Annotated in this window: 2 protein-coding genes, 4 tRNA genes and 6 rRNA genes; all 12 read left to right on the forward strand. The window is 59.1% G+C overall.

All coding sequences use genetic code 11. The features are described from left to right. Positions 1 to 305: 305 nt before the first annotated feature. The 12 genes from ACQ4L4_RS00005 to pbpC all read left to right on the forward strand — a co-directional run bounded on the left by ACQ4L4_RS00005 (position 306) and on the right by pbpC (position 19,663). Positions 306 to 1,834 (forward strand): 16S ribosomal RNA (locus tag ACQ4L4_RS00005). 180 nt (positions 1,835 to 2,014) lie between these two features. Continuing rightward, positions 2,015 to 2,091: transfer RNA gene (locus ACQ4L4_RS00010), tRNA-Ile, on the forward strand. A 19-nt stretch (positions 2,092 to 2,110) separates the two neighbouring features. Continuing rightward, a tRNA-Ala gene (locus ACQ4L4_RS00015) sits at positions 2,111 to 2,186 on the forward strand. A gap of 301 nt (positions 2,187 to 2,487) precedes the next feature. Beyond that, a 23S ribosomal RNA gene (locus ACQ4L4_RS00020) occupies positions 2,488 to 5,368 on the forward strand. 177 nt (positions 5,369 to 5,545) lie between these two features. Beyond that, positions 5,546 to 5,658: ribosomal RNA gene (rrf, locus tag ACQ4L4_RS00025) — 5S ribosomal RNA — on the forward strand. A 382-nt stretch (positions 5,659 to 6,040) separates the two neighbouring features. Next, positions 6,041 to 7,569, forward strand: a 16S ribosomal RNA gene (locus tag ACQ4L4_RS00030). Between the two features lie 180 nt (positions 7,570 to 7,749). Continuing rightward, positions 7,750 to 7,826 (forward strand) — tRNA-Ile (locus ACQ4L4_RS00035). Between the two features lie 19 nt (positions 7,827 to 7,845). Next, a tRNA-Ala gene (locus ACQ4L4_RS00040) sits at positions 7,846 to 7,921 on the forward strand. A 301-nt stretch (positions 7,922 to 8,222) separates the two neighbouring features. Further along, positions 8,223 to 11,103 (forward strand): 23S ribosomal RNA (locus ACQ4L4_RS00045). 177 nt (positions 11,104 to 11,280) lie between these two features. Beyond that, positions 11,281 to 11,393: ribosomal RNA gene (gene rrf / locus ACQ4L4_RS00050) — 5S ribosomal RNA — on the forward strand. The 16S, 23S and 5S rRNA genes sit together here with 4 tRNA genes alongside, the layout of an rRNA operon. A 537-nt stretch (positions 11,394 to 11,930) precedes the next feature. Next, positions 11,931 to 17,393, forward strand: a complete 5,463-nt coding sequence (locus tag ACQ4L4_RS00055) for an alpha-2-macroglobulin family protein (RefSeq protein ID WP_431102207.1) — start codon at positions 11,931 to 11,933, stop codon at positions 17,391 to 17,393. Continuing rightward, complete coding sequence (gene pbpC, locus ACQ4L4_RS00060; RefSeq protein ID WP_431102208.1) at positions 17,390 to 19,663, forward strand: penicillin-binding protein 1C; 2,274 nt, start codon at positions 17,390 to 17,392, stop codon at positions 19,661 to 19,663. The genes ACQ4L4_RS00055 and pbpC overlap by 4 nt, the downstream gene beginning before the upstream one ends. The last annotated feature ends 4 nt before the right edge of the window (positions 19,664 to 19,667 follow it).

Here is a 19,667-nt window from a genome sequence, read left to right on the forward strand (position 1 = left end):
TTTCATTTGGCGGCGAGATTCTCGCAGTCGCTGATGAAAATAATTTCTCTGACTGCTTGACGGGTTCGAAAGAAATCGTTCATAATCTCGCTTCTGCGCTGCTGACGACAAATCAGCGGTGCGACGAAGCAAGGCGGAAAGCCTGAGGCGAAAGCTGCTTCGATGTTCTTTAAGAATTTACAGCCGATAAGCGTGGGCGTCTGGACGAGCGACCTGAGAAGGTTAAATCGCTAGATGCTCACGGAAGATATGAATGAAGCTATGAAAGTAGTCTTTGTTCGATTCCGTTGAGTTTATTCAAGATCGAACTGTAGAGTTTGATCCTGGCTCAGATTGAACGCTGGCGGCATGCCTTACACATGCAAGTCGAACGGTAACGCGGGGCAACCTGGCGACGAGTGGCGAACGGGTGAGTAATATATCGGAACGTGCCCAGTTGTGGGGGATAACTGCTCGAAAGAGCAGCTAATACCGCATACGACCTGAGGGTGAAAGCGGGGGATCGCAAGACCTCGCGCAATTGGAGCGGCCGATATCAGATTAGGTAGTTGGTGGGGTAAAGGCCTACCAAGCCGACGATCTGTAGCTGGTCTGAGAGGACGACCAGCCACACTGGGACTGAGACACGGCCCAGACTCCTACGGGAGGCAGCAGTGGGGAATTTTGGACAATGGGGGCAACCCTGATCCAGCCATGCCGCGTGCGGGAAGAAGGCCTTCGGGTTGTAAACCGCTTTTGTCAGGGAAGAAAAGACTCCTACTAATACTGGGGGTTCATGACGGTACCTGAAGAATAAGCACCGGCTAACTACGTGCCAGCAGCCGCGGTAATACGTAGGGTGCAAGCGTTAATCGGAATTACTGGGCGTAAAGCGTGCGCAGGCGGTTATGCAAGACAGATGTGAAATCCCCGGGCTCAACCTGGGAACTGCATTTGTGACTGCATGGCTAGAGTACGGTAGAGGGGGATGGAATTCCGCGTGTAGCAGTGAAATGCGTAGATATGCGGAGGAACACCGATGGCGAAGGCAATCCCCTGGACCTGTACTGACGCTCATGCACGAAAGCGTGGGGAGCAAACAGGATTAGATACCCTGGTAGTCCACGCCCTAAACGATGTCAACTGGTTGTTGGGAGGGTTTCTTCTCAGTAACGTAGCTAACGCGTGAAGTTGACCGCCTGGGGAGTACGGCCGCAAGGTTGAAACTCAAAGGAATTGACGGGGACCCGCACAAGCGGTGGATGATGTGGTTTAATTCGATGCAACGCGAAAAACCTTACCTACCCTTGACATGCCAGGAATCCTGCAGAGATGTGGGAGTGCTCGAAAGAGAACCTGGACACAGGTGCTGCATGGCCGTCGTCAGCTCGTGTCGTGAGATGTTGGGTTAAGTCCCGCAACGAGCGCAACCCTTGTCATTAGTTGCTACGAAAGGGCACTCTAATGAGACTGCCGGTGACAAACCGGAGGAAGGTGGGGATGACGTCAGGTCATCATGGCCCTTATGGGTAGGGCTACACACGTCATACAATGGCCGGGACAGAGGGCTGCCAACCCGCGAGGGGGAGCTAATCCCAGAAACCCGGTCGTAGTCCGGATCGCAGTCTGCAACTCGACTGCGTGAAGTCGGAATCGCTAGTAATCGCGGATCAGCTTGCCGCGGTGAATACGTTCCCGGGTCTTGTACACACCGCCCGTCACACCATGGGAGCGGGTTCTGCCAGAAGTAGTTAGCCTAACCGCAAGGGGGGCGATTACCACGGCAGGGTTCGTGACTGGGGTGAAGTCGTAACAAGGTAGCCGTATCGGAAGGTGCGGCTGGATCACCTCCTTTCTAGAGAATGACGAGACCGTCGGGTTGCTTAGGCAGCTCGGGAGAGTCGAGTTGAAAAATGCGAGTTCAGCGCGCCCACACTTATCGGCTGTAGACACACAACAGTGAGTGAGAAAACGCGTGAGCCTGGCGAGCTGGCCTTGCCGGTTGGCGCGATACAGGAGCACGCATGAAACGCGTGGGTCTGTAGCTCAGTCGGTTAGAGCACCGTCTTGATAAGGCGGGGGTCGCTGGTTCGAATCCAGCCAGACCCACCACGAGGGTCGTCAAGATCTTGGGGGATTAGCTCAGCTGGGAGAGCACCTGCTTTGCAAGCAGGGGGTCGTCGGTTCGATCCCGTCATCCTCCACCAATCACTTCACATGGGTGGCAAACCACAGCGTCAAGAATGGCGTTGTGGTTTGCCAGTCTCGACATTCATGTCGGCTGTTGTTCTTTAACAATTCGTAGAGTCGAATCAGCGTTGCTGGCGGAAAGCCGGCGCTCGTAAAGGGGCGTCCGGCACCGTGCCGCCAGCGACATTTGATTGCGTCAACAAACTTCAACTCTGAAAAGAGTAGAAATTGAAGAACGGCGAACGCGTGATACTCAAATAAATGCTCAAGTTGTTGAGCATCTGTCCTTGACGACATCTGCGGATGTCAAAGTTATAGGGTCAAGTGACTAAGTGCATGTGGTGGATGCCTTGGCGATTACAGGCGACGAAGGACGTGATAGCCTGCGATAAGCTTCGGGGAGCTGGCAAATAAGCTTTGATCCGGAGATTTCCGAATGGGGAAACCCACCTCGTTTAGAGGTATCGCACACTGAATACATAGGTGTGCGAGGCGAACCGGGTGAACTGAAACATCTCAGTAGCTCGAGGAAAAGACATCAACCGAGATTCCGAAAGTAGTGGCGAGCGAAATCGGAGTAGCCCTCGTGTTTTAGCAGTTGGCATATCAGAACGGAATGGAAAGTCCGGCCATAGCGGGTGATAGCCCCGTATGAGAAATGTCGATTGTGGAACTAGGCACGAATAGAGTAGGGCGGGACACGTGAAATCCTGTCTGAATATGGGGGGACCATCCTCCAAGGCTAAATACTCGTAATCGACCGATAGTGAACAAGTACCGTGAGGGAAAGGCGAAAAGAACCCCGGGAGGGGAGTGAAATAGATCCTGAAACCGCATGCATACAAAAAGTAGGAGCCCGCAAGGGTGACTGCGTACCTTTTGTATAATGGGTCAGCGACTTACATTCAGTGGCGAGGTTAACCGAATAGGGTAGCCGTAGAGAAATCGAGTCCGAATAGGGCGATTTAGTCGCTGGGTGTAGACCCGAAACCAGGTGATCTATCCATGGCCAGGATGAAGGTACCGTAACAGGTGCTGGAGGTCCGAACCGACTAGTGTTGCAAAACTAGCGGATGAGCTGTGGATAGGGGTGAAAGGCTAAACAAACCTGGAGATAGCTGGTTCTCTCCGAAAACTATTTAGGTAGTGCCTCAAGTATTACCTTCGGGGGTAGAGCACTGTTTAGGCTAGGGGGTCATGGCGACTTACCAAACCTATGCAAACTCCGAATACCGAAGAGTACAGCTTGGGAGACAGAGCACCGGGTGCTAACGTCCGGACTCAAGAGGGAAACAACCCAGACCGCCAGCTAAGGTCCCTAAAATTGGCTAAGTGGGAAACGAAGTGGGAAGGCTAAAACAGTCAGGATGTTGGCTTAGAAGCAGCCATCATTTAAAGAAAGCGTAATAGCTCACTGATCGAGTCGTCCTGCGCGGAAGATGTAACGGGGCTAAGCCAGTTACCGAAGCTGCGGATGCACAGTTTACTGTGCGTGGTAGGAGAGCGTTCTGTACGCCTGTGAAGGTGGGTCGTGAGGCCTGCTGGAGGTATCAGAAGTGCGAATGCTGACATGAGTAGCGTTAAAGGGGGTGAAAAGCCCCCTCGCCGAAAGCGCAAGGTTTCCTACGCAACGTTCATCGGCGTAGGGTGAGTCGGCCCCTAAGGCGAGGCAGAGATGCGTAGCTGATGGGAAACAGGTCAATATTCCTGTACCGATCAATAGTGCGATGTGGGGACGGAGAAGGTTAGCTCAGCCGGGTGTTGGATGTCCCGGTTCAAGCCTGTAGTCGTGCCTGGTAGGCAAATCCGCCGGGCTTAGATGAGGGGTGATAACGAGTCTGCTTGCAGACGAAGTGAGTGATACCCTGCTTCCAGGAAAAGCCACTAAGCTTCAGCTATTGACGACCGTACCGCAAACCGACACTGGTGCGCGAGATGAGTATTCTAAGGCGCTTGAGAGAACTCTGGAGAAGGAACTCGGCAAATTGACACCGTAACTTCGGAAGAAGGTGTGCCTTTAGTAGGTGATCCATTTACTTGGTGAGCCCAATGAGGCCGCAGAGAATCGGTGGCTGCAACTGTTTATTAAAAACACAGCACTCTGCAAAGACGAAAGTCGACGTATAGGGTGTGACTCCTGCCCGGTGCTGGAAGATTAAATGATGGGGTGCAAGCTCTTGACTGAAGTCCCAGTAAACGGCGGCCGTAACTATAACGGTCCTAAGGTAGCGAAATTCCTTGTCGGGTAAGTTCCGACCTGCACGAATGGAGTAATGATGGCCACACTGTCTCCTCCAGAGACTCAGCGAAGTTGAAATGTTTGTGATGATGCAATCTCCCCGCGGAAAGACGGAAAGACCCCATGAACCTTTACTGTAGCTTTACATTGGACTTTGAACAGATCTGTGTAGGATAGGTGGGAGGCTTTGAAACCTGGTCGCTAGATCAGGTGGAGCCAACGTTGAAATACCACCCTGGTGTGTTTGAGGTTCTAACCTTGGCCCGTTATCCGGGTTGGGGACAGTGTATGGTGGGCAGTTTGACTGGGGCGGTCTCCTCCCAAAGTGTAACGGAGGAGTTCGAAGGTACGCTAAATACGGTCGGAAATCGTGTTGATAGTGCATTGGCATAAGCGTGCTTGACTGCGAGACTGACAAGTCGAGCAGGTACGAAAGTAGGACAAAGTGATCCGGTGGTTCTGTATGGAAGGGCCATCGCTCAACGGATAAAAGGTACTCTGGGGATAACAGGCTGATACCGCCCAAGAGTTCATATCGACGGCGGTGTTTGGCACCTCGATGTCGGCTCATCTCATCCTGGGGCTGTAGCCGGTCCCAAGGGTATGGCTGTTCGCCATTTAAAGAGGTACGTGAGCTGGGTTTAAAACGTCGTGAGACAGTTTGGTCCCTATCTTCCGTGGGCGCTGCAAGATTGAGAGAGCCTGCTCCTAGTACGAGAGGACCGGAGTGGACGCACCTCTGGTGTATCGGTTGTCACGCCAGTGGCATCGCCGAGTAGCTAAGTGCGGAAGAGATAACCGCTGAAAGCATCTAAGCGGGAAACTCGTCTCAAGATGAGTCTTGCCGGGGCCTAGAGCCCCCTGAAGGGTCGTTCAAGACCAGGACGTTGATAGGCTGGGTGTGGAAGCGCAGTAATGCGTTAAGCTAACCAGTACTAATTGCCCGTGAGGCTTGACCCTATAACTTTGACACTCAAAACGTCAGGGTGAGTGGTCACGCAGATCGACGCGCATCCCGCTCATGCTGGGAATGCCCGATCAAAACCGTTCTTCAAACCTGAAGACGCAATCAAACCAAGCTGATTTGACTCTACCGAATTGGGCCTGCTGAGCCCCTCAGCAAGCCAACCAGTCAAGCCTGATGACCATAGCGAGTCGGTCCCACCCCTTCCCATCCCGAACAGGACCGTGAAACGACTCAGCGCCGATGATAGTGCGGATTCCCGTGTGAAAGTAGGTCATCGTCAGGCTAATATCCGGAAGCGCCCGGTCTGAGGACCGGGCGTTCCTTTCTCTGCTTGCAGAGATCAGCGCTTCGCGGAGCGTTGATCTCTGGAGCTGAGGCGGTGTCGATCGGATCATGAGAATGATCGTGAAAGACGCTTGACAAGTTCAAACGAACTCGTTTATAGTCTCATCTCTGCGCTGCTGACGACAAATCAGCGGTGCGACGAAGCAAGGCGAAAAGCCTGAAGCGAAAGCTGCTTCGATGTTCTTTAAGAATTTACAGCCGATAAGCGTGGGCGTCTGGACGAGCGACCTGAGAAGGTTAAATCGCTAGATGCTCACGGAAGATATGAATGAAGCTATGAAAGTAGTCTTTGTTCGATTCCGTTGAGTTTATTCAAGATCGAACTGTAGAGTTTGATCCTGGCTCAGATTGAACGCTGGCGGCATGCCTTACACATGCAAGTCGAACGGTAACGCGGGGCAACCTGGCGACGAGTGGCGAACGGGTGAGTAATATATCGGAACGTGCCCAGTTGTGGGGGATAACTGCTCGAAAGAGCAGCTAATACCGCATACGACCTGAGGGTGAAAGCGGGGGATCGCAAGACCTCGCGCAATTGGAGCGGCCGATATCAGATTAGGTAGTTGGTGGGGTAAAGGCCTACCAAGCCGACGATCTGTAGCTGGTCTGAGAGGACGACCAGCCACACTGGGACTGAGACACGGCCCAGACTCCTACGGGAGGCAGCAGTGGGGAATTTTGGACAATGGGGGCAACCCTGATCCAGCCATGCCGCGTGCGGGAAGAAGGCCTTCGGGTTGTAAACCGCTTTTGTCAGGGAAGAAAAGACTCCTACTAATACTGGGGGTTCATGACGGTACCTGAAGAATAAGCACCGGCTAACTACGTGCCAGCAGCCGCGGTAATACGTAGGGTGCAAGCGTTAATCGGAATTACTGGGCGTAAAGCGTGCGCAGGCGGTTATGCAAGACAGATGTGAAATCCCCGGGCTCAACCTGGGAACTGCATTTGTGACTGCATGGCTAGAGTACGGTAGAGGGGGATGGAATTCCGCGTGTAGCAGTGAAATGCGTAGATATGCGGAGGAACACCGATGGCGAAGGCAATCCCCTGGACCTGTACTGACGCTCATGCACGAAAGCGTGGGGAGCAAACAGGATTAGATACCCTGGTAGTCCACGCCCTAAACGATGTCAACTGGTTGTTGGGAGGGTTTCTTCTCAGTAACGTAGCTAACGCGTGAAGTTGACCGCCTGGGGAGTACGGCCGCAAGGTTGAAACTCAAAGGAATTGACGGGGACCCGCACAAGCGGTGGATGATGTGGTTTAATTCGATGCAACGCGAAAAACCTTACCTACCCTTGACATGCCAGGAATCCTGCAGAGATGTGGGAGTGCTCGAAAGAGAACCTGGACACAGGTGCTGCATGGCCGTCGTCAGCTCGTGTCGTGAGATGTTGGGTTAAGTCCCGCAACGAGCGCAACCCTTGTCATTAGTTGCTACGAAAGGGCACTCTAATGAGACTGCCGGTGACAAACCGGAGGAAGGTGGGGATGACGTCAGGTCATCATGGCCCTTATGGGTAGGGCTACACACGTCATACAATGGCCGGGACAGAGGGCTGCCAACCCGCGAGGGGGAGCTAATCCCAGAAACCCGGTCGTAGTCCGGATCGCAGTCTGCAACTCGACTGCGTGAAGTCGGAATCGCTAGTAATCGCGGATCAGCTTGCCGCGGTGAATACGTTCCCGGGTCTTGTACACACCGCCCGTCACACCATGGGAGCGGGTTCTGCCAGAAGTAGTTAGCCTAACCGCAAGGGGGGCGATTACCACGGCAGGGTTCGTGACTGGGGTGAAGTCGTAACAAGGTAGCCGTATCGGAAGGTGCGGCTGGATCACCTCCTTTCTAGAGAATGACGAGACCGTCGGGTTGCTTAGGCAGCTCGGGAGAGTCGAGTTGAAAAATGCGAGTTCAGCGCGCCCACACTTATCGGCTGTAGACACACAACAGTGAGTGAGAAAACGCGTGAGCCTGGCGAGCTGGCCTTGCCGGTTGGCGCGATACAGGAGCACGCATGAAACGCGTGGGTCTGTAGCTCAGTCGGTTAGAGCACCGTCTTGATAAGGCGGGGGTCGCTGGTTCGAATCCAGCCAGACCCACCACGAGGGTCGTCAAGATCTTGGGGGATTAGCTCAGCTGGGAGAGCACCTGCTTTGCAAGCAGGGGGTCGTCGGTTCGATCCCGTCATCCTCCACCAATCACTTCACATGGGTGGCAAACCACAGCGTCAAGAATGGCGTTGTGGTTTGCCAGTCTCGACATTCATGTCGGCTGTTGTTCTTTAACAATTCGTAGAGTCGAATCAGCGTTGCTGGCGGAAAGCCGGCGCTCGTAAAGGGGCGTCCGGCACCGTGCCGCCAGCGACATTTGATTGCGTCAACAAACTTCAACTCTGAAAAGAGTAGAAATTGAAGAACGGCGAACGCGTGATACTCAAATAAATGCTCAAGTTGTTGAGCATCTGTCCTTGACGACATCTGCGGATGTCAAAGTTATAGGGTCAAGTGACTAAGTGCATGTGGTGGATGCCTTGGCGATTACAGGCGACGAAGGACGTGATAGCCTGCGATAAGCTTCGGGGAGCTGGCAAATAAGCTTTGATCCGGAGATTTCCGAATGGGGAAACCCACCTCGTTTAGAGGTATCGCACACTGAATACATAGGTGTGCGAGGCGAACCGGGTGAACTGAAACATCTCAGTAGCTCGAGGAAAAGACATCAACCGAGATTCCGAAAGTAGTGGCGAGCGAAATCGGAGTAGCCCTCGTGTTTTAGCAGTTGGCATATCAGAACGGAATGGAAAGTCCGGCCATAGCGGGTGATAGCCCCGTATGAGAAATGTCGATTGTGGAACTAGGCACGAATAGAGTAGGGCGGGACACGTGAAATCCTGTCTGAATATGGGGGGACCATCCTCCAAGGCTAAATACTCGTAATCGACCGATAGTGAACAAGTACCGTGAGGGAAAGGCGAAAAGAACCCCGGGAGGGGAGTGAAATAGATCCTGAAACCGCATGCATACAAAAAGTAGGAGCCCGCAAGGGTGACTGCGTACCTTTTGTATAATGGGTCAGCGACTTACATTCAGTGGCGAGGTTAACCGAATAGGGTAGCCGTAGAGAAATCGAGTCCGAATAGGGCGATTTAGTCGCTGGGTGTAGACCCGAAACCAGGTGATCTATCCATGGCCAGGATGAAGGTACCGTAACAGGTGCTGGAGGTCCGAACCGACTAGTGTTGCAAAACTAGCGGATGAGCTGTGGATAGGGGTGAAAGGCTAAACAAACCTGGAGATAGCTGGTTCTCTCCGAAAACTATTTAGGTAGTGCCTCAAGTATTACCTTCGGGGGTAGAGCACTGTTTAGGCTAGGGGGTCATGGCGACTTACCAAACCTATGCAAACTCCGAATACCGAAGAGTACAGCTTGGGAGACAGAGCACCGGGTGCTAACGTCCGGACTCAAGAGGGAAACAACCCAGACCGCCAGCTAAGGTCCCTAAAATTGGCTAAGTGGGAAACGAAGTGGGAAGGCTAAAACAGTCAGGATGTTGGCTTAGAAGCAGCCATCATTTAAAGAAAGCGTAATAGCTCACTGATCGAGTCGTCCTGCGCGGAAGATGTAACGGGGCTAAGCCAGTTACCGAAGCTGCGGATGCACAGTTTACTGTGCGTGGTAGGAGAGCGTTCTGTACGCCTGTGAAGGTGGGTCGTGAGGCCTGCTGGAGGTATCAGAAGTGCGAATGCTGACATGAGTAGCGTTAAAGGGGGTGAAAAGCCCCCTCGCCGAAAGCGCAAGGTTTCCTACGCAACGTTCATCGGCGTAGGGTGAGTCGGCCCCTAAGGCGAGGCAGAGATGCGTAGCTGATGGGAAACAGGTCAATATTCCTGTACCGATCAATAGTGCGATGTGGGGACGGAGAAGGTTAGCTCAGCCGGGTGTTGGATGTCCCGGTTCAAGCCTGTAGTCGTGCCTGGTAGGCAAATCCGCCGGGCTTAGATGAGGGGTGATAACGAGTCTGCTTGCAGACGAAGTGAGTGATACCCTGCTTCCAGGAAAAGCCACTAAGCTTCAGCTATTGACGACCGTACCGCAAACCGACACTGGTGCGCGAGATGAGTATTCTAAGGCGCTTGAGAGAACTCTGGAGAAGGAACTCGGCAAATTGACACCGTAACTTCGGAAGAAGGTGTGCCTTTAGTAGGTGATCCATTTACTTGGTGAGCCCAATGAGGCCGCAGAGAATCGGTGGCTGCAACTGTTTATTAAAAACACAGCACTCTGCAAAGACGAAAGTCGACGTATAGGGTGTGACTCCTGCCCGGTGCTGGAAGATTAAATGATGGGGTGCAAGCTCTTGACTGAAGTCCCAGTAAACGGCGGCCGTAACTATAACGGTCCTAAGGTAGCGAAATTCCTTGTCGGGTAAGTTCCGACCTGCACGAATGGAGTAATGATGGCCACACTGTCTCCTCCAGAGACTCAGCGAAGTTGAAATGTTTGTGATGATGCAATCTCCCCGCGGAAAGACGGAAAGACCCCATGAACCTTTACTGTAGCTTTACATTGGACTTTGAACAGATCTGTGTAGGATAGGTGGGAGGCTTTGAAACCTGGTCGCTAGATCAGGTGGAGCCAACGTTGAAATACCACCCTGGTGTGTTTGAGGTTCTAACCTTGGCCCGTTATCCGGGTTGGGGACAGTGTATGGTGGGCAGTTTGACTGGGGCGGTCTCCTCCCAAAGTGTAACGGAGGAGTTCGAAGGTACGCTAAATACGGTCGGAAATCGTGTTGATAGTGCATTGGCATAAGCGTGCTTGACTGCGAGACTGACAAGTCGAGCAGGTACGAAAGTAGGACAAAGTGATCCGGTGGTTCTGTATGGAAGGGCCATCGCTCAACGGATAAAAGGTACTCTGGGGATAACAGGCTGATACCGCCCAAGAGTTCATATCGACGGCGGTGTTTGGCACCTCGATGTCGGCTCATCTCATCCTGGGGCTGTAGCCGGTCCCAAGGGTATGGCTGTTCGCCATTTAAAGAGGTACGTGAGCTGGGTTTAAAACGTCGTGAGACAGTTTGGTCCCTATCTTCCGTGGGCGCTGCAAGATTGAGAGAGCCTGCTCCTAGTACGAGAGGACCGGAGTGGACGCACCTCTGGTGTATCGGTTGTCACGCCAGTGGCATCGCCGAGTAGCTAAGTGCGGAAGAGATAACCGCTGAAAGCATCTAAGCGGGAAACTCGTCTCAAGATGAGTCTTGCCGGGGCCTAGAGCCCCCTGAAGGGTCGTTCAAGACCAGGACGTTGATAGGCTGGGTGTGGAAGCGCAGTAATGCGTTAAGCTAACCAGTACTAATTGCCCGTGAGGCTTGACCCTATAACTTTGACACTCAAAACGTCAGGGTGAGTGGTCACGCAGATCGACGCGCATCCCGCTCATGCTGGGAATGCCCGATCAAAACCGTTCTTCAAACCTGAAGACGCAATCAAACCAAGCTGATTTGACTCTACCGAATTGGGCCTGCTGAGCCCCTCAGCAAGCCAACCAGTCAAGCCTGATGACCATAGCGAGTCGGTCCCACCCCTTCCCATCCCGAACAGGACCGTGAAACGACTCAGCGCCGATGATAGTGCGGATTCCCGTGTGAAAGTAGGTCATCGTCAGGCTAATACCCCGCCAAACCCCTCGATCAGCCATGGTCGAGGGGTTTTGCCTTTTCCGGAAGCAGTTTTTCCTGACGTAGCTTCTCTGCTATCAAATCACTGATTTGAGGGGGCTGAGTTATGCAGGAACATGGCGTAAGTGCATTGGAACCCGCCCCTTTTGTGGGACTGATTTTTGCTCGACCTCAGAATAGACTGACTCCCTCGTTCGAGCATGACGGGGAGCGTATGCAGCGTTTCTGGAAAAAAGCGAAGTTTGTTTCACTGCCAGCATGTGCGGCAATTGGCTTGCTGTTGGGCAGTCCAGAGGGGCATGCGGCGGAAATTGCATCAGTCTCGCCTCAGGGTGAGGTGGAGCAGGTCCAGAACGTCGTCGTGCGATTCAAAGCCCCAACATCTAGGTTGGGCGATTTGCGGTTACCCGAACCGGTCACCGTTCGCTGTGGAGATTCAGCACCGCAGGGGAGCGGACGGTGGATCAACGATCGGGAATGGGCCTTCGACTTCTCCCGCCCCTTGCCCGCTGGGTCGAAATGCCTCGTGGCAGCGAAGGACGACTTCCGGCCCACAGCGCCTGGCGCGGCGATCGGATGGAGCGGAACGCGCGAGTTCTCGTTTCAACTGGGAGCGCCCGCCATACGGCGAGTCAGTCCTTGGGAGGGCAGCAGGATCGAGGAAGACCAACGATTTCTCCTGCAACTCTCCGGTGACGCCAAATCCGAGACGATCGCGCCGCACATGTGGTGCGAATCGAAGGCACTTGGAGAGCGTATCCCGGTCGAGCTTCGCAGCGTGTCTGAGCGAGACGAGCTACTCCGTTCCCTAAAGCTGGGGAACACCAAGCGCCAGAGCTGGATCCTCGTGGCCTGCACCCGTCCCTTGCCGGCCGGCGCAGAGGCGACCTTGGTGTGGGGGGCAGGCATTGCGGCGGCGGCCAACGATTCTGTGAGGACGCGAGCCGATCGGCGAATCCGCTTCTCAGTCCGAGGACCGCTGACTGCAGAGCTTTCGTGTGAGCGAGAGCGCGCGAATGCGCCATGCCTGTCGATCCGCCCGATCACGGTGAGCTTCTCTGAGCCGATTGCGCGAGACCTTGCATTGAAGGTTCGCCTCAAAGGGCCGAATGGTACGAGCGTGGCGCCATTGGCGCCGGTCGATCAGGAGCAGCAATCGGTCCATTGGCTGTCGACGGTGCGCTTCCCTGCGCCCTTGGCGGAGCAACAGGAGTATCTGCTCGAGCTTCCGAGCGGGATCAAAGACGAGAGCGGCCGGCCTCTCTCGAACGCTGCCAGCTTCCCGATGAAAGTCCGAACGTCGGAGGCGCCGCCTCTGGCGAAGTTCGCTGCGGCGCCCTTCGGGATCGTCGAATGGGAGGCGGTGGGACCCAGTCTGGTTCCTCTGAGCTTGCGGCATGTGCAAGCCGACCTGCAGCCGCGCGCCAGTGGACATTTGCGGATCAGAAGACTGACTGACGATGTGGAGATCCTGCGCTGGTATGGGCGCCTGCTCCGACAGAACGAGTGGGAGGACCGCAAGGCTGAGTGGTTGAAAGATGCCTCGGACCTTCAGTCGATGACGGTGCCCCCGCCGAATCCGGACAAGGTCATTGATGTGATCGGCATTCCCCTGTCGCAGCCGGGCTATCACGTGCTTGAGCTGAAGTCGCCACGCCTGGGCCAGTCGCTCCTTGATCCGATCCAGCCCATGTTCGTTCGGACGGGGACGCTCGTCACCAATCTCGGTTTGCATTTCAAGCTCGGGAAGGATGACAGCTTGGTGTGGGTGACATCGCTCGACAAGGGGCGGCCAGTCGAAGGGGCTCAGGTGTCGGTCTACGACTGCCGCGGCAAGGCCCTTTGGAGCGGCCGAACCGATGGGCAAGGCCTGGCGCGCATTGATCGGCCGAACCTGGACCGCGACAGCGGCGGCGGCGAGTGCATCGCCGAGGCGGGCCTGTTCATCACGGCGAGGCTCGCTCAGCCAGGGAAGGCCCTGGACCAGTCGTTCATGTTCAGCGGGTGGAGCCGAGGCATCGAGCCGTGGCGCTTCAATGTGCCGACTGCGTGGGGCTCAGAGCGCGCGGCGCGCGCCCATACCGTCACCGACCGCCCGCTGTTGCGCGCCGGCGAGACGCTGTCGATGAAGCATTTCTTCCGCCTGGAAACCGTGCAGGGGCTGACGGATGCGACACCAGACCAGTTGCCTGACAAGCTGCGTGTCGTGTTTGAAGGCACCGGGGAGGACGTCGCGACGCTGGACCTGCGATGGCAAGGCGCTCGCTACGCGCTGAGCTCATGGAAGGTACCGCCGGAGGCCAAGCTCGGTCGATATCGCTTCGTGATGGAGCGAGGGGACGCGCGCGGTGGGCGTCGGACGTGGGACAGTGGCAGCGTACGCGTCGAGGAATTCCGCGTGCCGCTCGTCGATGCGCGCCTCATCCCGCCAAAAGCACCAGCGACAGGTGCAAAAGAACAGGCCTGGGCGGCCCAACTGAACTACATGGCTGGTGGCCCGATGGCGAAGTCGCCGGTGGAAGTCAGTGCCATGCTGCAGCCCCGCTGGACCAACTTCCCCGGGTTCGATGATTTCGCCTTTGAACCACCGTCGCCGGCGGGGCCACAGGATTCCGGGTCTGCGGGTGACATGGACGAGGGCGACGGTGAATCCGGCGGCGGCACGCCCGGGGCGAGCCGACTCGTTCTGGACAAGCTCGCACTGCAGACTGACGCGAAAGGCGGTGCGTCGTTCAAGGTGCCGCTGAAGGGAAACATCGACCGTCCCGCCGAACTGCGAGTTGAGCTGAACTACCGCGACCCCGATGGACAGACGCACACGCGCTCCGCATCCCAGGTCGTCTGGCCCGCCGATGTGATCGTCGGTCTGCGCGCAGCGACCTGGGTGGCCAACGGCCAGGCGTTGTCGGTCCAGGCGGTGGCGCTGGACACCAATGGCAAGCCGATGGCCAATCGGAAGATCACCCTCAGTGCACGCCAGATCCAGACGCTGAGCACGCGCAAGCGACTGGTGGGCGGCTTCTATGCCTACGAGCATCAACGGAACCTGAAAGACCTGGGCGAGCTCTGCAGCGGCAAGACCGATGCGCTGGGGCTCATGCAGTGCGAAGTCAAGCTGAGTCAAGGCGGGCAGATCGAATTGATCGGGTCCTCCAATGACGATGGTGGTCGCACCGCACGTGCCGCCCGGTCCCTGTGGGTGACGAAGGCTGGGGAACTCTGGTTCGCGCAGGACAACGACGATCGTATCGATGTGATCCCGGAACGGCGGCGCTATGAGCCCGGCGAAACGGCCCGGTTCCAGGTGCGCATGCCCTATCGCGACGCCACCGCGCTGATCACCGTCGAGCGGGAAGGCGTGTTGTACAGCGAGGTCCGCCGTCTGTCGGGGCGCGACCCCTGGCTGGAGTTGAAGATCGACAGCAACTGGACGCCGAACGCTTTTGTCAGCGTGATGGTGTTGCGCGGCCGATTGCGCGAAGTGCCGTGGTATTCGTTCTTCTCGTGGGGCTGGCGCGAGCCGGTGAACTGGTGGCGGGAGTGGCGTGCCTCGGGCGACTATCAAGCCCCCACCGCCATGGTCGACTTGTCCAAGCCGTCGTTCAAGCTGGGCATGGCACCGATCGAGATCGGCCAGGCCAAGCACCGGTTGCAGGTCGAGGTCGTACCGCAGCAGGCGCAATACGGCGTGCGGCAGAGCGCGCAGGTGAAGCTGCGCGTGACCCAGGACGGCAAGCCGGTTCCCGACGCTCAGATCGCGTTCGCGGCGGTGGACGAGGGGCTGCTGGCCCTGGCGCCCAACCCGAGCTGGAAGCTGCTGGACGGCATGATCCAGACGCGCCCCTGGGGCGTGACGACGGCCACCGGCCACAGCGAGATCATTGGCCGGCGGCATTACGGTCGCAAGGCCGTGGCCGCCGGGGGCGGGGGCGGGTTCGCGACGCGCGAGCTGTTCGACACGCTGCTGACCTGGCAGCCGCTGGTCGCCGTCGATGCACGGGGCGAGGCGCTCGTGCGCGTGCCGCTGAACGATTCGCTCACGCGCTTCCGGCTGGTGGCCGTGGTCGATGCGCCGGGACAGCGGTTCGGTACTGGCGAGGCCAGCATCAACGTGAGCCAGGATCTGCAGCTGCTTTCCGGCCTGCCGCCGCTGGTGCGCGAAGGCGACCGGGTCCAAGCCATGCTCACGCTTCGCAACGCCACGAGTCGTGCGATGGACCTCAAGGTGACGCTGACGGGCAAGGCGAGCGGCGAGAGCGGCGACCAGGCGGTGCCCGCCGAGGCGCGCACCGTCAAGCTGGCCGCGGGTCAAGCGCAGGAGCTGACGTGGGACGTGGTCATTCCCGAGGGCGCCCAGCGCATCGTCTGGGAGGCGCAGGCCCAGGAGCAGGGCGGTGGCGCGAAGGACGCCATGCGGACCACGCAGGCTGTCCAGCCCGCGGTGCCTGTACGGGTGCTGCAGGCGACGCTGCGTCAACTCGACGCGCCGATCAGCATCCCGGTCGGCGCGCCCGCCGACGCGCTCCCTGCGCAAGGCATCAAGCGGGGTGGCCTCCAGATCGGCCTGCAACCGAAGCTGTCGACGGCGCTGCCGGGCATCCGTCGCTATTTCGAGCAATACCCGTATACCTGCCTCGAGCAGCAGAGTTCGAAGTTCATCGCGCTGCATGACAGCGCCGCATGGGATGGGCTGATGGGGCAGTTGGCGACCTACCAGGACGCCGATGGACTCTTCGCCTATTTCCCGCTTTCGAGGCATCTGACGCAGGGGAGCGACGTCCTGACGGCCCATCTGCTGTCGGTGGCGCAAGAGGCCGGCCGCCCCTTGCCTGCGTCGCAACTGGGCAAGGCGCTCGATGGCTTGGCTGCATTCGTCGAGGGACGACTGGAGCGCCGCCACTGGGCCCCGCGCCCGGATGATGAACCGCGGCGCATTGCGGCGCTGGCCGCCTTGGCACGGTATGGGAAGGCGACGCCTCGACAGTTGGGCACCGTGGAGGGCCGCAACCTGACGACCTGGCCGACCGGCACCCTCGTGGATTGGCTGGTGCTGCACCAGCGGATGACCGATGCGCCCGACCGCGCCAACCAGATTGCCGCGGCGCAGAACCAGTTGCGCAGTCGGCTGAGCTTCGCGGGGACGACGCTGCGTTTCGTCAACGAAGAGTCCGACGCCTGGTGGTGGCTGATGGGCAGCGGCGACGCGACGGCGGCGCGCGCGATCCTGGCGCTGGTGGACGACCCCGGCTGGAAGGAGGACCTGCCCCGAATGGTCGTCGGCGCGCTGGCGCGTCAGGAGCGGGGCGCCTGGTTCAACACGACGGCGAACCTGTGGGGCGCGTTGGCGCTCGAGAAGTTCTCGGCGCGTTTCGAATCGCAGCCGGTCAAGGGGAGAACCGAGGCCAAGCTGGCGGCTTCAAGTGTCGCGCTCGACTGGGCGACGAAGCCCGAGGGCGGCGAGTTGCGTCTGCCATGGCCCGCCTCCGGCAACGGCACGCTGACCGTGACGCAGACGGGCGACGGCCGGCCCTGGGCCACCGTGCAGGCCCTGTCCGCCGTCCCGTTGAAGGCGCCGCTCACGGCCGGTTATGCGATCAAGCGGACGATCACTGCCGTGTCGCAGAAGGCGGCGCCGCGATGGTCGCGCGGCGACGTGATGCGCGTGCGGCTGGAGGTCGACGCGGCCGCCGACATGTCCTGGGTGGTGCTCAGCGACCCGATGCCGACAGGCGCGGCCGTGGTCGAGGGCACGATCGATACGCAGGGCGAGCGTGCCGAGGGTCAGGCGTGGCCCAGCTTCATCGAACGCAGCTTCACGGCGTGGCGCGCCTACTTCGATTACCTGCCGCGCGGCAGGCATGTGCTCGAGTACACGATCCGCCTCAACAACGCCGGACGCTTCCAGATGCCGACGACGCGCGCCGAGGCGATGTATTCGCCCGACCGTTTCGGCGAGGTCCCGAATGCGACCCTGGAGGTGCAGCCTTGAAGACGCCCGCGGCCGGGCGCTTGCGCGGACTGGCGCGGTGGAGGCGCACGCTGGCCGTGACGCTCCTCGGCGCCGGAGCCGTCGTCGCGGCGCAGGCCGCGGATCTGCCCTCGTTCGCGCAGACGCGCGCGGCGCATCCCTTGTCGGATTTCCAACTGCTGGACCGTCGAGGCGAACTGCTGCAGACCTTGCGCGTCGATCCCAATCGGCGTGTGCTCGCCTGGGTGCCGCTGGACCAGATGTCGCCCTCGCTGCTGCGAGCGATGCTGGTCTCCGAGGACCAGCACTTCTACGAGCACAGCGGCGTCGACTGGTCGGCCGTCGCCGCCAGCGCCTGGGCCAATCTGTGGAACACCCGCACGCGCGGTGCATCGACGGTGACGATGCAACTCGCGGGCCTCCTCGATCAGGATCTGGCCCGGCGCGGCGGACGCAGCATGACGCAGAAGCTCGGGCAGGCGTGGGTGGCCGCACGACTGGAGAAGCGGTGGACCAAGGCGCAGATCCTCGAGGCCTACCTGAACCGCGTGCCTCTTCGTGGCGAGCTTGTCGGCGTGCCCGCAGCGGCCCAGGCGCTCTTCGGCAAGCGCCCCGGCGGGCTCGACGCGCGCGAATCCGCATTGCTCGCGGCGATGCTGCGCGGACCGAACGCCGCGAGCGAGACCCTCGCGACGCGCGCCTGCGGCGTGCTGCGCGCGATGGGGCAGGGCTGTGACGGGCTCGTCGACGAGGTCGGCGCCGTGCTGCGGCGCAAGGCGCTGTCAGTCGCGGATGCGCCGCAGTGGGCGCCGCATTACGTGCGCCTCGCACTGCGAGCGGACGGGCCGCCGGTCCAACGCAGCACGCTCGATGCGACCTGGCAACGCGTGGCGGTGCTGTCGCTGCGGCGGCACCTGGCGGAGCTGTCCGGCCGGCAGGTCGAGGACGGGGCGGTGCTTGTGCTGGACAACGCCAGCGGCGAGATCCGCGTCTGGGTCGGATCGAGTGGCAGCCAACTGTCGGATGCGGCCCAGGTGGATCATGTGCTTGCTCGCCGGCAGCCGGGATCGACGCTGAAGCCCTTCCTCTATGAGTTGGCGATCGAGCGTCGCCTGATCACCGCGGCCAGCCTGCTGGACGACTCGCCGGCGCAGATCGCGACAGGGGCAGGGATGTACTTGCCTCAGAACTACGACAAGCGGCACCGCGGCTGGATCAGCGCCCGAGCCTCGCTCGGCAACAGCCTGAATGTGCCGGCGGTGCGGCTGGCGCTGATGCTGACGCCGGAGGCGGTCTTCGAACGGCTCAACGCGCTGGGCCTGCAGCTGCCGGAAACGGGCGGCTTCTATGGCCCCTCGCTGGCACTGGGCAGCGCCGACGTGACGTTGCTGGCCCTCACGAACGCGTACCGTGCGCTGGCCAATGGGGGGCGATATGCCGAGGTGAGCGCGCCTCGGAGCGATGCGCGCCAGCAGGCCAGAACGCTGCCCGTGGCATCGCGCCGGGTCGCGGATCCCCAGGCCAGTTTCATCGTCGGCGACATCCTGGCCGACAACAACGCCCGCGCGCTGACCTTCGGACTGTCCAGCGCGCTGGCATTGCCGTTCCCGGCCTCGGTGAAGACCGGCACGAGCAAGGACATGCGCGACAACTGGTGCATCGGTTGGACCAGCCGGTTCACGGTGGGCGTGTGGGTCGGCAACTCGAGCGGCGAAGCGATGCATCAGGTGTCTGGCGTGAGCGGTGCGGCGCCCGTGTGGCGCGAGATCATGCTGGCGCTTCATGCCGGCGGTGTGCCGCCGGCGATCAGGCCGCCGGCCGGTGTCGTGCCGCGAGACACGCGCTTCGAGGGCAGTCAGGAGCCTGTGCGGCGCGAGTGGTTCGTCGCGGGCACCGAGCAGGCGGTCATCCAGTCGGCGGGCACCTCCGTGGCGCTCAGCAATCCGATCGACGGCGCGATCTACGCGCTGGATCCGGATATCCCGCCGCAGGCGCAACGGCTGCGATTCACGCACGAGGGTCGACTCGACCGTGGCGCCCTCGCGGCATGGCGGCTGGATGGCCGCGTCATCGGGCGCGGGGCGAGCTGGGACTGGCTGCCGATGCCGGGACGGCATGAACTGGCGCTGCTCGATGCGCGCGGGCGGGTGCTGCAGGAGGTGCGCTTCGAGGTGCGCGGAGCCGGGCTGAGGCAGGGGCTCCCGCCCAAGGGCGACTCCCGTCCCCCCATTCCGCAAGTCAACCGCTCCAAGGCGCAGTTCGTCGCCGCCCCCTGGCGGCCCGGGGGCTGACTTT

The organism is Roseateles noduli, from assembly GCF_050626985.1.
In the GTDB taxonomy this organism is placed as follows: Bacteria; Pseudomonadota; Gammaproteobacteria; order Burkholderiales; family Burkholderiaceae_C; genus Roseateles; species Roseateles noduli_A.